The organism is Methylomonas fluvii, from assembly GCF_014850975.1.
In the GTDB taxonomy this organism is placed as follows: Bacteria; Pseudomonadota; Gammaproteobacteria; order Methylococcales; family Methylomonadaceae; genus Methylomonas; species Methylomonas fluvii.
The window spans coordinates 1,084,953-1,100,104 of record NZ_JACXST010000001.1; the positions used below are offsets into that span (position 1 = coordinate 1,084,953).

The window sequence follows — 15,152 nt, forward strand, 5'->3', positions numbered from 1 at the left end:
TGGCCGACAACGGCTTAATCGACGGAGAGCTCGTCGCATGCGTTTTGGCTAGCGAACTAAAGCGACAAATACCCAGGACACCCCATTAATCTCAGGATGAATGCCACCGTTTCTTCAACAGATGTACCCAACTATCAACTCAGTGCATGGGCGCGTTGGTTTGCTTCAGATAATCGATTTCATTCGTTCACACTGACAAACGATGCCCTGTTGTTTTACGATAATAAACGTCGTAAACATGCCATCGAACTGCTAAGAATTCATCCTGTGGTGTCGGTGGAATCCGGCTGGTTCTGGGATGTGTTGGTGTTTGGCCAAGAGGGCGGCAAAAGCATACGCTTTGGCGGTGTCAATAAAGCCCAATCTACGCAGATTCGGTTATTCTTCAAGCGGCACGTATCTAATTCGTCGCCCCTGAAAAGCCACAAATTCACGGCTAAAGCATTGAAACACAATAAATAATTGAAGAAAAAGACGGGCAATAATTGCAAGAAATTAGTAAAATAGATATTAATTTCTTGCAAATTTTTATCGAAAATGAAGCCAAAATCCCAAGAAAGTAGCGGCCAAATCGATCTATTCAACACACCACTGGCCGACCTGTTGAATCCGAAGCATGAGCTTTACCAACTGGCAAATTTGATCGATTGGAAAGTACTGGATGATGCGTTCGGTGAATTTTTTACCGAGAACCAAGGCGCTCCGGCGTTGCCAACGCGTCTTATTGCCGGGCTTCATTACCTCAAACATGCGTTTGCACGCTCGGACGAAGCGGTCGTGGCACAGTGGCTTGAAAATCCCTATTGGCAATATTTTTGTGGCGAAGAGTATTTCCAACACCAGATACCTTGCCACCCCACGTCACTGACCTATTGGCGAAAACGGATCGGAGAAGAAGGTTGCGAGTGGATGTTATCGGTGACGATCCAGGCTGGCGTAGCCAGCAAGACCGTGAAGAAACAGGATTTTGAATCGGTGACGGTTGATAGCACGGTGCAAGAGAAAGCCATCACGTATCCGACCGATGGAAAATTGTATGAACGCTGTCGCCAGCACATGGTACGTCTGGCTGAGCAGCATGAGATTACACTACGGCAGAACTACAACCGCAAAGCCCCCTATTTGCTGATGATGGCGAACCGGTACAGTCATGCCAAGCAAATGAAGCGCAAACGCAAAATGCTCAAACAGCTCAAAACTTTGGTGGGTCGGGTTTACCGAGATATCGAGCGCCAATTGACGGATCAATCCGATGCAGTCAAATTGGCTTTTAAAGAGACGCTAGAGAAAACCCAACGGATTTTGAACCAACAACCCCAGGATAAAAACAAGCTGTACAGTTTCCACGCCACGGAAGTCGAATGCATTTCCAAAGGCAAAGTCCACAAGAAGTATGAATTCGGCGTCAAAGTGGGCATCACCGTCACCAACAAAAGTAATTTTGTGCTCGGCGCCCGCAGCTTTTCCGGTAATCCCTACGATGGACACACCCTGGAATCGTGTCTGGAACAGGCGGAGATTCTAAGCGGTACACGCGCAAAAGAAGCTTTTGTGGATTTAGGATACCGTGGTGTCGAGGTCCCGAACGTGACCATTTACAAAGCCCGGCAAAAGAGAGGAATAAACACCCGGCGACTCAAACGCGCCCTCAAACGCCGCAATGCCATCGAACCCGTCATCGGGCACCTCAAAAACGACGGATTGCTGGGCCGCAATTACCTGAAAGGCGAACTGGGCGATGCCATGCATGCCATCTTATGCGGTGCTGGCCACAATATCCGTATGATCCTCAGGCAGTTGAGGATTTTTTTGCCTCATTTTTGGAGACCGCCATGTCGGATTTTGGCGCGGCCATTGAGCGCGCCGTTTTTATTGTCGGCCTGAATGCTGGTGTTCGGAAAATATCGGCTTTTTCAGGGACGACTAATTACATCAAACGCTTTTACCAGCAGTTTTCGCCCGCTTTGAAGCAAGCTGCGCAAGAAGCTCGATTGCTGTTGTCCGCCAACCGATATATTCGCCATGCGGTTGCCGAACAATGGCTAAATCGCCATCTGTGGTTAGCCCCAGGTCTGAAGCGTCGTGATTGTTTGCGGCATATCGAGCCAGAGGCTATGCAAGATTATCAACATGTTCTGCCACTGCTTGAAAACGGCATTGAACAGATTGCAACGCTCAACCAGCGGTTTGTAGAACAACAAACTCGACTGTTTCAGAGCTTTTTCGATACGGTTGAATCCAACCCATTAACCGAGTCGCAACGGAACGCCTGTATCATTGATGAGCAGCATAATTTGGTTTTAGCGGGCGCGGGCACCGGGAAAACCAGTACCATGATCGGTCGAGCTGGGTATTTGATCAACGCCGGTCTAGCCAAACCCGAACAAATTCTCATGCTAGCCTTTGCTCGGAAAGCGGCCGAGGAGATGAGCGAGCGCATCCAGGCCAAACTGGGTGTTCCAAACCTGGCGGTCAAGACTTTTCACAGTCTCGGTAAACACATCATCAGTCAAGTTGAAGGTGTCGTGCCCGCCATCGATAAAATGGCGGAAGATGATGCTTTACGAGCAGCGTTTGTTGAACAGCAGATTCAACAGTTACTGACCGATGATCGTTATCGATCACGCTTGTTGACCTATTTCCTACGCTTTACCTATCCCTACAAAAGCCAGTTCAACTTTAACAGTTTGGGTGCCTATCACGCCTATATCTTGGAGAATGACATTCGCACTCTTCAAGGGGAATTGGTGAAAAGCTATGAAGAGTGCGAGATTGCCAATTTTCTGTACCGGCAAGGTATTGCTTACCAATACGAGGCCAATTACCAGGTCAACACCTCGGGGCCGGATTACCGCGTTTATCAACCGGATTTTTATCTCCCAGACTACGGCATTTACATCGAGCATTTTGCCGTCAATGAACATAACCAAACACCGCCGTTTATTGATCAGCAAACTTATCTGGCAGGTATGACCTGGAAACGTGCCTTGCACCAAAAGTATCAGACGCCGTTGATCGAAACCTACAGTTATTTGAAACAACAAGGGCGATTGACTGAGGTATTGAGTGAAAAATTAGAGGCAGCCGGCGTCCAGTTCAAACCGTTGGCGCAAGATAAGTTACTGGCCCAGCTGAATGAGCTGGGCCAAGTATCAACATTTAGTCTGTTGATGGCGCAGATCCTAAGCTTGTTTAAATCCGCCTATTTGAATATTAAACAGTTGGTAGAAAAAGCAAACCGGCATGAAGATCAGGAACGGATGCGCGCTGCGGCGTACTTATTTGAACCGATCTATGAAGCGTATCAGCAGCAATTGCGCGACAACGCCACTATTGATTTTGATGACATGATTGGCCGGGCGATTGAATATGTGGAAGCGGGTCGGTACATTTCACCGTATCGCTATCTATTGGTCGATGAATTTCAGGATATTTCGGCTAGTCGTGCGCGTCTTCTGAAAGCGTTAATGGCTCAGCAGCCAGAATGCAGTTTGTTTGGTGTCGGTGATGACTGGCAATCCATCTATCGTTTTACCGGGAGTGATGTCTCACTGACCAAAGACTTTGAAAGCCACTTCGGCGTGACCGCGACCAGCGTATTGGATCAAACTTTTCGCTTTAACAATCAAATCGGCGAGGTGGCGTCACGCTTTGTCACCCAAAACCCCGGCCAGATTATTAAACAGATTCATAGTCATCGGCACATCCAAGGCGCAGCCCTATCGCTGATCAAAACCGATCAGGAGTTAGTCGGCATCACGGCTGCGCTAGACGCCATTGCCGCGAAAACCAGTCAACCCACCAGTGTTTTGCTGTTAGCCAGATTTAACTTCAAAAAACCGGATATGGCCGCGCTAAGAAGCCGCTATCGGCAACTGAACATTCAATTTATGAGCGTGCACGCCTCCAAAGGTAAAGAGGCCGATTACGTGGTGGTGTTTGGCCTGGATAAAGGCAAACATGGCTTCCCTTCGGAAAAAGCCATCCATCCGTTACTAGAGCTATTGCTGCCGCAAGCTGAGGCCTTTGAACATGCCGAAGAACGCCGCTTGTTTTATGTGGCGCTAACCCGCGCACGGCATCATGTCTACTTGGTAACCAATGGTCTAAACCCTTCGCCCTTCATCAGAGAGCTGGTCGACAATCACTATGCGATCAACATCGACGCGTTTACCGGCAAAGGCTTTCAAGAGCAGATGGCCAACATTCCTTGCTCGGCCTGTAAAACCGGCTACATGGTACCCAGAGATAGCCAGTACGGCAGCTTTTTCGGCTGTAACCAGTATCCTTTATGCAATCACACACAACGCGCTTGCCAATGGTGCGGCGGCAGTTTGAAAACCCAAGGTCGGTTTCGGGTATGTGCCAATCGTCGCTGTGATTTCGTCGAACCGATTTGTCCACGCTGCGATGGGGCCATGGTTCTTAGGAAAGGGGCATACGGTCAATTCTGGGGTTGCTCCCATTATCGAAAAGACACGGAGTTTTCATGCTCCCATACTGAACAATTTATTGATCTGCAGACAGCGAGAACTAGATCATAGATTGGGTGGTTGTCCGCCCGCTTCTATGGTTGATTTCCATTGGAATCCTAACAAAGCGACTCGATCACCATTTTCACGGGAATGGGGATGAAGATTTGTGGCCATTCTTCTGCCGTTCAGATTATGAAGATGCCTTGAGGTTTCCACGCTATCTCACAAAGAGGCTAGTACTGCCTCCAGCCAATGTCATAGGATATTCGCCGCTCAAACTATAAATATTAAATGGCTGTTATCAGGTGTTCGCCTGCCATTAACCTGAATTCTTTGAATGTCGCAAAGTGGCCCGGCCGAGCCAAAGACGACTCAACAGCCGGTTTGTAGAAACATGACTGATCAGAAGGGGCGATTTTGCTCGGTCAGTTAGCAAAAAATGAAACACATGATGAAACTTAAGAACACACCTATAGATGGTTCATATGTTAAATTCAGGGATTACCTGCCCATTCCATAGAGACATCGATTAATAAATACTGCAGCCTAGATACATGCATGTCAGCCTTTTCCACTTATTTTTCAAATGATATTACCCAGATTTCTTGACATTGAAGCCAGCAGCCTAAGCATGGATAGCTATCCGATTGAGATTGCATGGTCTGATCAAGTCGGTAATATCGAAAGCCATCTAATCAATCCTTCTATGGTCGATGATTGGGTTGACTGGGACTACAATGCACAGCAATTACATGGTATTAGTAGAAAATTGTGCGAGGAACAAGGTGTGCATCCCAAATTCCTCTGTCAACGAATGAACCAAACTATCCAGCCGGGTGAAACTATTTACGCGGATGGAGTTCCATTTGACGACTGGTGGATTGAAGCTCTCTACTCCGTAGGCTCATCTGACGGTTTTGCCGGATTTAATATCGCGCATTCCGACTCGTTGATGCTACCGTTGTTGGCACCAATTGAAGACGATAGTGATAAGCGCTGGCGACTATACGAACAGCTTAAACTAGATGCCCGCAAAAAAATCGGTGGCAGACACCGAGCAACGATAGATGTCCAATATCTGATCGAATTGTTTCATTTGTGTACAGCTCAAACAGCCATTCGATGATTGACTTATCATGACAGAAAGCGGTGTACGTCAAAAGCGTGGGTCGTGAGTGTTGAGACCATACCCACGGTGTAGTGGGGTGGGTAATCAGATGATCGCCGTAATTATTGGCGTAAACAAGGGGCGGCAACACAGTGAATGCTGTAGCTTGCTATAGTCATTATGCCTTCCGATCATTAATGTGGTTTAAGTCAGCAATGAAATGGGGATTTCCAGGAGAAAACCTGTGATTGACTCCCTTGTCTTCTTTGACGAAATGCAAGGGCTATTTTCCTTAGTTAGTCGCCCCTGAAAAGCCACAAATTCACGGCTAAAGCATTGAAACACAATAAATAATTGAAGAAAAAGACGGGCAATAATTGCAAGAAATTAGTAAAATAGATATTAATTTCTTGCAAATTTTTATCGAAAATGAAGCCAAAATCCCAAGAAAGTAGCGGCCAAATCGATCTATTCAACACACCACTGGCCGACCTGTTGAATCCGAAGCATGAGCTTTACCAACTGGCAAATTTGATCGATTGGAAAGTACTGGATGATGCGTTCGGTGAATTTTTTACCGAGAACCAAGGCGCTCCGGCGTTGCCAACGCGTCTTATTGCCGGGCTTCATTACCTCAAACATGCGTTTGCACGCTCGGACGAAGCGGTCGTGGCACAGTGGCTTGAAAATCCCTATTGGCAATATTTTTGTGGCGAAGAGTATTTCCAACACCAGATACCTTGCCACCCCACGTCACTGACCTATTGGCGAAAACGGATCGGAGAAGAAGGTTGCGAGTGGATGTTATCGGTGACGATCCAGGCTGGCGTAGCCAGCAAGACCGTGAAGAAACAGGATTTTGAATCGGTGACGGTTGATAGCACGGTGCAAGAGAAAGCCATCACGTATCCGACCGATGGAAAATTGTATGAACGCTGTCGCCAGCACATGGTACGTCTGGCTGAGCAGCATGAGATTACACTACGGCAGAACTACAACCGCAAAGCCCCCTATTTGCTGATGATGGCGAACCGGTACAGTCATGCCAAGCAAATGAAGCGCAAACGCAAAATGCTCAAACAGCTCAAAACTTTGGTGGGTCGGGTTTACCGAGATATCGAGCGCCAATTGACGGATCAATCCGATGCAGTCAAATTGGCTTTTAAAGAGACGCTAGAGAAAACCCAACGGATTTTGAACCAACAACCCCAGGATAAAAACAAGCTGTACAGTTTCCACGCCACGGAAGTCGAATGCATTTCCAAAGGCAAAGTCCACAAGAAGTATGAATTCGGCGTCAAAGTGGGCATCACCGTCACCAACAAAAGTAATTTTGTGCTCGGCGCCCGCAGCTTTTCCGGTAATCCCTACGATGGACACACCCTGGAATCGTGTCTGGAACAGGCGGAGATTCTAAGCGGTACACGCGCAAAAGAAGCTTTTGTGGATTTAGGATACCGTGGTGTCGAGGTCCCGAACGTGACCATTTACAAAGCCCGGCAAAAGAGAGGAATAAACACCCGGCGACTCAAACGCGCCCTCAAACGCCGCAATGCCATCGAACCCGTCATCGGGCACCTCAAAAACGACGGATTGCTGGGCCGCAATTACCTGAAAGGCGAACTGGGCGATGCCATGCATGCCATCTTATGCGGTGCTGGCCACAATATCCGTATGATCCTCAGGCAGTTGAGGATTTTTTTGCCTCATTTTTGGAGACCGCCATGTCGGATTTTGGCGCGGCCATTGAGCGCGCCGTTTTTATTGTCGGCCTGAATGCTGGTGTTCGGAAAATATCGGCTTTTTCAGGGACGACTAGTTATGTTCAATGCGAACCCGATTAGCGCATTGGCAGTCGAAAAGCGCTCATTGTTGCGTGCAGCTAGCATCCCATTCCGCTTCATCATGATGCGAGTAACAAAGCATCTGGCGGAAAGTGCTGAGCGGGGAAGGAAAGAGTTGGTTTGAAATTTTTAGTAAGTAAAGGCTGAATTCGGTGGTGCCGATTGCAAAATCTGGTGTTTGGGACAAATAGCTAAATTCGAGTTTAGAACTTTTTTGTTCGTTTTTTGGAGAGCCAGCTAAATCATCAATTGGTATTAAATGATTCCATGAAGAGCAGCAATGCGCCCTGCAGCAAAAAAATCAGTTTAGAACTATTTTGGCGGCCCACAATATTTTAGCGGTATAATGCAAACCGTAAGCTGAGATGCTATCCAAATTTATTGCCCTCCTGCATTGATCCTTTCGTGCCCATCATCTCTATGGTATCCCAATGTCGTGAGAAAATGCCTTATTTGCGTGCCTTGGATTAGACTGCCAAACTTAGAGTGGCGCTTCTGCCCAGCACAGGCAGTAGGAAGCTTCAGATGTTCCTGAGCCCATAACTCTGGGCAAAGACTGACGGTGCCGACGTTTGAAAGATTCGAACAAGGCAAGATCCGCGAGCATTACCCTCCAGCTCCACGATATTAATCGCAATACATTGCACAATCGCTAATCTTTACCTATTCTAAATACAATTGCAGTCGGAATCACATTATTGGACTATTTTCATGCTTGATTTGTCGCTTTTATTAACAATATCAACTTATGGATTTAAAATAAAATGCTATATACGTCAATGATTTACGAAGCCTTGTAAGCAATGAATTACAAGATGGGTGTCAGTATTTTTTACACCATAGCAAGCGTTTCAGCAGATAGCATTCAAGGTTCGTGACTATGAGGGATATGGAATGGTTTTTGCTGAAAATTTATATTGCAACACTTGCGCTGCATGCGACAATTTGTCGCATCAAGAATTAATAATGAGGGGCCTCTGTTTCTAGTAATCTAAAGCTGTAGCATTCTATTTCAGACACAGGCTTATTATTTTTATACTTTACCTTAAAATTTGAAGCACATATTAACTATAACAATCGGAGGATATTATGAAAGAAATTAATATAAATATCGACGTGGTCAGGAAAATAACTAACCAACATGTAATAACCGCTTTTTCCGGCGAAATTCCGGTAGTTAACGCCTCCCCTCAAGACGAAAATCTTGAAGGATGCGACAACCACTTTGATGAGTCTTTCTTTAATTTATTGAGAAATGGAGCTCACGCGGACTTTAATACTTATAACTTTTAAGAACCAATGGCTCATCCGTATATCCAAATAAACGGCAATTATTGGGTAGAAACATTAAAATTCCTGCAGGAAACTATAGTAGCGATCGCGCTAAAAGAGCTTTCACAAGAAGAAGCATTTAATTATTCTGCCACATATGCAAGCCTTGCCAATAATAATAAAGAGAAAATTTTTAATGCAAGCGTATTGTTGATTTCTAGTTATATTAATTTTTACAAGGTTAGTCCACGGGAAGGCATTTACGATGAATTCAAGCTCATTTATTTTTTAGGAATTGCCGTATCAATTCAATTAAAAAGCAACGGTTTATACGACCTAGATAAAATGCACCTAAGGGCCGTATTGAGGTTACTTGACCTAAGGCTTCACGAGCCGCATCGTGCTAACCGTCAAGTGCTTTCTGATCGTATAACTAAAGCGATAAACAACGGCGTGATCCAAGATCATTTTGGTTCATACGGCTGGTATTTGATTTATAAATGTCTTTATAATGCCGCAAACCTGAGATCAAAGATGTTTTAAACCTTACGAATACCTGCTTTAAACAGCGACCTAATAAACGCCAGCCGAGGCTGGTTTTTATTAGGTCGCTAACATCGGCCATATTTTATTTAATAGGTCGCTGATTACCACAGGCTAACGGCAGAGTAATTCAGTATTTACTTAATCCATGCCTTATATTCAGTATTCATTCTGTCCAATAGGTTAGCATTCACCGCTCGACGAAATCGAGCGCCAACAGTAGTACGTTTAATTCCTTTTTTTCTTTGGACAGATGTGAAAACTTGCATGACCGCATCATTGGGTTCCAGCTGATGCCTTATATTTTGCCAATACCACTCGACCCAAGCTCTTGCTTGCGCCGGTGTTTTTGCATTGTTGTAAAAATCAGCAGTTTCTGTGTTAGAGACTAGTTGGTGTACTTTATCAATCGTTAAACAAGCAAGGTCGTTTTGAGTCAATTTAAGCACCCTCCCAACAGCAAACATGATCTTGTCACGAATTAAAACTGCCCTGTCTTTACTGTCCAGAGTCCGAGCAATTTCATGATCGATACTGATAAGCAATTCGTCGTATGTTTCATCAGAGACTGATGTCACCGGTTGCCAATGGAGCTTACGATCAAACAGCTGTTTTGCTTTAAAGGCTGAGAACTTAACATTTCTAGCTCTTACGGCATTGGAAATCGAATTAAACTCGGTGTCACTAGTTGATATTCTCTTGGCGCTGGCTTCCAAATGAATTACATCTTCATACCAAAAGGGTCGCCGATGACTATCTCCCTTTAAGTCAGCATAGCGCAAATCACATTCGTGGATTAGATCCACAAAACTTTTCGGCCAACGCTCTGTGACCTTCGCCAAGATACAGAATAACTCTCGACGACTCGGCAAATTCGCGAATTCAAATCCGTTTTCCGGGAAATTACTTAATTCGGCAATACTAATGTTTGTTGATCGCTTAAGCCGATTTCGGGTCTGCCTAGACGTGAGCCCTGCAATTAAAGCACGCAGGCCCTCAAAAAAGACAAGAGAGTGCATATTCGGGCTATTGGCCCATTCAACATATCCAACATTCAAAGCATGCTCTAACTTTTCTTGAAATCGCACATGCAATTCTTCAAGAAAATGGGGCTGTTCTATCGTTTTCCTATAATCAAAGCCACACTTCCAGCAACAAACATTCAGCCCTGTTTTAGGAAAAACCGTTCGTGATTGCATATCGGAACGGTGGGGTGCCAGCGGCGAATTACAATTCGGACAGGTATCTAAGAGATAGCAACCATGCTTTGCGCATATTGTCGCGAACGCTAATCGCCATGTTCTGCGAAAATAGGGCTCGGGATCTTCTTTCAGGCATTGCGGGCAAAACATTAGCCCTGGCCGACGCCTTGATCGATGAAAAACACCGATAGGCACGATCCAACGACAAATACCATGTGGCGTATGCTTTTCAAAAAGATCACCCTCCAAACTACGTAGTGTCGTTTTTTCTATGCGCTCAATCGAAGCACCAGAAATTGTGGATAGCCTTTGCAAATCTTCAATAGGCGCCAATTGGTCGACATCCCGATTCCAAATAGCCGCATCGCTTCCCAGCAACATTGAGCACATCGTTTGCACTTTATATCCGTGCGCATGTGCCAATCGAATAATCCATGAACTAAGAAGCTCATCCTCTTTCGGCTGCAAATGTACAGGCCATAACTGGCCACTTAGCCCTAGTAATGTGTCATAACAACTCGACACGCACGTCGCCTTTACGGGACACATAGGTACATTTTGAAATGACATCTATTGAAATGCGCTCTTCATGACTTTGGATAGCGTACCTGGCAGCACTTCGCAATATTTTGGCAACCTCACCGATAACACCTTCGCTGAGGCCATATAATTTACTGGCAATTTCACCCTTATAGATCTCGGATGGTTGCTTCAGGGGCAATAGATACTCAAAGTTGTAAAGCAATCGCCTAAAGTCTTCGCCTTGCTGCCATCTCGGCAAGGCTCGCATTGGAAATCGACTCTGCAACTGGGCGTCGCTACGTATGGCGTGCTCAGCCTCCAGCGTACCTGCGGCCACAATACAAATCTGCAGCTCATTGCTAATGAATTTCAGCATATTAAGTAAAAAACGCTGCTTTGTTGCGCTGCCGGCAAGCAGTGCATTCAACTCATCCACCATAAGTACTTTAGTCTGCAATCTCGGCAAGATGGCTAGCAGTTGTAATAATTTTCGATCGGCTGAGTCGTTTGTTCGAACTGTGGCCCCCAAAAGCATCAATAAATTGTTGAGAAATATGTGCTCGCTCGGCCCAGGCGGTGACTGAATATAGATTACAGGTGCAAAAACTGAATCCAGACCAGCCCGATCTTCAGCGGGATGTCTGTGCAAAAACTCCCTAAGAATTTCAGTTTTTCCGTTATCTGATCGCCCCACAATCAGTAGATTAGGCATCCTGTTCGTCTTGGGATGCTCCAAAAGGTCTTCCATCTCCGCCAATAATTCAGACGCTTTTTGATAGGGAATAAAAAACGGCTTATCAATATGCGCCAGTCGCTCCGCATCTGACAATTCGAGCAATTCCAGTGTTCGCTTGGATAATTGCCTAGCGATTTCGCTCATTCTGCCTCCCTGATACCCTCAAAGGGCGCGAAGAATTCAGAATTCGTTATGTTCTCTGGCTTATCCGTCACCGGCTTAAAATCCTTTTTCGTATTTTCTGCCGCCCCTTCAGAAGCCGAATTCCACTGCTTTTGTTTTTGTCGCTTAACTCTAGCAGCCTTCGTTTTGCGCGCTTCGTCTGCGACAAGTTCCCGCATACGGTCAATCGTCTTGAAGATTAACTCTTCATTAGTCGTCGCCATGGATTCTTTTTTAAGTTGGCGCTTGGACTCTTTAATTTCCCACAAGCTAACAGGTGGGCGAGAAAGATCTCTATAGGGTACTTCAATATATTTTTCAGATTTAGGATCAAACATCCATATTTTGCTTAGATTGCGCGGATCGTATCGACAAATGTATTTCGGCCTGTTTTTTCCTGCATTGGGATCATGATCGCCCGCGAAATATCTAAGTGCGTCACACCAATAATGTACGCCTTGGATTTGAATACCATATCGCTGAACCGTAGCCATGATGACCGGCATAAAATCCAGCCTCAATCGTTCCTCATCAGAAACACGCATAGGCACACCTGTACCAATTTCACTATCGGTACCATATACACCCCGCTCCCACTTGACGATCGGCGGCAAACCATCGTTACCTGCATGCGGAGATTGGTGATACACCCCTAAAATAAAAAGCGTAAACCATTTCTCAAGCGCATCAATAGTCATTACAGCCCGACCTTCCGCGTCGTACTCCAGTTTCTCTCGAACATTTGAGAATGTAGTGCCCGGCAGTTCGTTATGTACTTCATGCATAAAAGTGCGAAATGCTCGCTCCACGTGACCGCCATAGTGAGGCCGACCCTTGGGGCGCCGTTCAGCAATAATGCCGTACTGCTTGGTCGCTAGCCCAAGAAGGTTCCCTCGAAATTCTTTAGCATTGTCGGTATGAATGCGCGTCATCACTCCGCAGCATGGCCATGACATATCATCCAGCCCTAGCGATGCCAGGATCGACTCTTTTCCCAATATCGCGCGCGATATACATAATCCGGTTGCTAGCGCTCCTGGGTGGTCGAGAGACAAATAGTAGCCAACACACATTTTGCTGTAAACGTCTGTTGCAATGGTTAGAAATGGTCTATTAATCGGCATTCTATTTATGTCATCGACCAAAATGACATCCATCGGGGTATGATCAATTTGCACAACGGCTAAAGGGTACTCTGCGCCCGGAAATGAGCCCTGTATATGATCAAAGTGTTCCGCTGCCGCTTTTGCTCCTCGGCGTCTGCGCATGCGGTATTCTTCACTTATATCTAAAATTCGCGTTCGTACGGTTTGCGGGTCGGGTTCAGGCAAACCGCTTTGCTTGCATCTTTTTCGCGCCTCCTTGGCTACCTTAGTTGGCGTTCGACGCTGCGAATCCAAATAGAGATCTTCAATAACCTGTTTGATAATTTCTTCAACTTGAGGATCAAGTCGCTTAGAGCCCATATCTTTCCTCGTCTTCCTGATGAGAGAAGAAAGCAAACCTGATGACTCATAATCATCAATCCATCGATAAACGGTCGCGATATGTTTATCCATCTCATCAGCAACTTTCTTAACATCTGCCCGAGTACGGCCAGCCCCCATAACAAGCAGAGGCTGTATCGCAAGGTAAATCTCCAGCGCGCGTTCCCATTTATCCTGTGGGATAACGCTTAGATCTGGCAAAGGTTCCGAAGGCAGCACCAAATCTGGAGTGACATCGCTAGCTTTAACCGTTTTGGTTTTACCATCATGATTTTTAATGACTAGATGAGTCGCGCTGACTAAGTCGATAACTTGATAACGTGTCGATTCGTGATAAACAACTGAGCCCGGCAGAATGCGTGTTTTTGCCAACATAATCATTCATCACCCCATATTGTTGACTGCATCGATAAAGGGATAGTCAAATCACATTTAACCCACAGCCGAGAAATCATGCACCAGAGCGTCCATAGCGCTTCTCCTTTCAATTCTTTCGACGAGTAACTCACTTCAAGCAACTTGGAAACCGTTGTTTCTTCCAGCTCATTCAAAACCATTTTCAGCTTTTTATAATGATGCTCGTGGAAATCAGCGTAGCGATAAGACCACAGAAACTGAATATTTTTTAGATAATCGGTTCTGATTTCTCGTTCTGTCAGCACGCGAAACTCATAGCCTTGGCTTTTCGCATAGGCACGAGCTGCCTTAAACTTCGGTTTGAGTTGATCTTTTTGCTTAATCAAATCACCGCGATATTTAACTTCGCACAATAAAGGCCGACGAGGATTCCGTTGCTGGGTATTCTGACCGGCGTCAAATCGGTAGGTCACAAGCAAGTCAGGAGTGTAACTGCGCTGCTTGCCTTGATCATCTAGGTAGTCAATTTTGACCGGTTGACTTTGGTACCAATCAACCTCGCAATCCCAATGTACAAGCAATAGAAGATCGCGTTCGAGTGACGACTCAAACTCCTGTCCATTTACGGTTCCGGTGAGGCTCCTTACATTCGTAGGGATTCTTCGGACGCCTCCGGAAGACTTTTCGATTTTTAACCATGAATTCACGAGTCGCATTTTACACCCCTATAAACCAAAATAGTCGCAAAAAGCGATCTTGTTTACACGGCGGCAGCAATCCCAAACCTGGCGAAATATCCCTGTCGCACAACGGTGCGCTATTTTTAGACGAACTGCCTGAATTTGATCGAAAGGTCCTGGAAGTGTTGCGCGAACCTTTGGAAACCGGCCACATCACCATTTCCCGCGCCAACCGCCAGGCCGATTTTCCGGCCAGCTTTCAACTAATCGCGGCGATGAATCCCTGTCCCTGCGGCTACTTGGGCGATGCTTCCGGCCGTTGCCGCTGCACCTCCGAACAAGTCGCCCGCTATCGGGCCAGAGTTTCCGGGCCCTTATTGGACCGGATAGATATGCATATGGAAGTGCCGCGCGTCGCGCTGGAAGTATTGCGCAAGGGGGCGGCGGCGGGTGAAGAAACCAGCGAAACGATTCGGCAACGTGTCGTCGCAGCCCGAGAAATTGCTTACCGCCGCCAAGGCAAAGCCAATGCAGGACTAAGCGCCGCCGAGGTGAAGGTTATCTGCACCTTGTCCGAAGCCGGCCATCAGTTGCTGGAACAAGCGCTGGAAAAATTCGGCCTGTCGCACCGGGCTTATCACCGGATTTTGAAATTGGCGCGCACGATTGCCGATCTGGCGAATTCAAAAAATATTGAAATCGCTCACCTCAGCGAGGCCATAGGCTATCGCAAGCTGGATAGAACCCGATAAGCATGCAAATCC

General features: G+C 46.2%; 12 protein-coding genes. 8 read left to right on the forward strand and 4 right to left on the reverse strand.

All coding sequences use genetic code 11. The features are described 5' to 3' along the window. Window positions 1-96 precede the first annotated feature (96 nt). From EBB_RS05190 to EBB_RS05220, 7 genes are all read left to right on the forward strand, one after another. Window positions 97-462, forward strand: a complete 366-nt coding sequence (locus EBB_RS05190; protein WP_192392752.1) for a hypothetical protein — start codon at window positions 97-99, stop codon at window positions 460-462. 75 nt (window positions 463-537) lie between these two features. Next, window positions 538-1,884 carry an IS5 family transposase gene (locus EBB_RS05195; RefSeq protein ID WP_225587194.1) on the forward strand — a complete coding sequence of 449 codons (1,347 nt, stop codon included), beginning with the start codon at window positions 538-540 and terminating at the stop codon, window positions 1,882-1,884. Further along, window positions 1,833-4,544, forward strand: coding sequence for a UvrD-helicase domain-containing protein (locus EBB_RS05200; RefSeq protein ID WP_225587246.1), 2,712 nt, complete (start codon window positions 1,833-1,835; stop codon window positions 4,542-4,544). Before EBB_RS05195 ends, EBB_RS05200 begins: the two co-directional genes overlap by 52 nt. Before the next feature lie 562 nt (window positions 4,545-5,106). Continuing rightward, window positions 5,107-5,601 carry a hypothetical protein gene (locus EBB_RS05205; RefSeq protein WP_192392754.1) on the forward strand — a complete coding sequence of 165 codons (495 nt, stop codon included), beginning with the start codon at window positions 5,107-5,109 and terminating at the stop codon, window positions 5,599-5,601. 411 nt (window positions 5,602-6,012) lie between these two features. Continuing rightward, a complete protein-coding gene (locus tag EBB_RS05210; RefSeq protein ID WP_225587194.1) occupies window positions 6,013-7,359 on the forward strand; it encodes an IS5 family transposase in 1,347 nt (448 codons plus the stop codon). A 1,157-nt stretch (window positions 7,360-8,516) separates the two neighbouring features. Further along, window positions 8,517-8,720, forward strand: coding sequence for a hypothetical protein (locus EBB_RS05215; RefSeq protein WP_192392755.1), 204 nt, complete (start codon window positions 8,517-8,519; stop codon window positions 8,718-8,720). 6 nt (window positions 8,721-8,726) lie between these two features. Beyond that, entirely contained in the window at window positions 8,727-9,242 is a 516-nt protein-coding gene (locus tag EBB_RS05220; protein WP_192392756.1) for a hypothetical protein, read from the forward strand. 137 nt (window positions 9,243-9,379) lie between these two features. Here the strand turns inward: EBB_RS05220 and EBB_RS05225 are convergent, their stop codons facing one another. From EBB_RS05225 to EBB_RS05240, 4 genes are read right to left on the reverse strand one after another with little or no spacing between them, the layout of a single operon-like run. Then, window positions 9,380-10,912, reverse strand: a complete 1,533-nt coding sequence (locus tag EBB_RS05225; protein ID WP_192392757.1) for a TniQ family protein — start codon at window positions 10,910-10,912, stop codon at window positions 9,380-9,382. Between the two features lie 40 nt (window positions 10,913-10,952). Beyond that, window positions 10,953-11,846, reverse strand: coding sequence for a TniB family NTP-binding protein (locus tag EBB_RS05230; RefSeq protein ID WP_192392758.1), 894 nt, complete (start codon window positions 11,844-11,846; stop codon window positions 10,953-10,955). Beyond that, the gene (locus EBB_RS05235) at window positions 11,843-13,732 is read right to left on the reverse strand and encodes a TnsB C-terminal domain-containing protein (protein WP_192392759.1); all 1,890 of its coding nucleotides are present in this window, start codon (window positions 13,730-13,732) and stop codon (window positions 11,843-11,845) included. Before EBB_RS05235 ends, EBB_RS05230 begins: the two co-directional genes overlap by 4 nt. Then, on the reverse strand, window positions 13,729-14,424 hold the full coding sequence (locus EBB_RS05240) for a TnsA endonuclease N-terminal domain-containing protein (RefSeq protein ID WP_192392760.1): 696 nt from the start codon (window positions 14,422-14,424) through the stop codon (window positions 13,729-13,731). The genes EBB_RS05235 and EBB_RS05240 overlap by 4 nt, the downstream gene beginning before the upstream one ends. Between EBB_RS05240 and EBB_RS05245 the strand changes: the two genes are divergently transcribed. Next, entirely contained in the window at window positions 14,406-15,140 is a 735-nt protein-coding gene (locus tag EBB_RS05245) for an ATP-binding protein (protein ID WP_306789985.1), read from the forward strand. The genes EBB_RS05240 and EBB_RS05245 overlap by 19 nt on opposite strands. The last annotated feature ends 12 nt before the right edge of the window (window positions 15,141-15,152 follow it).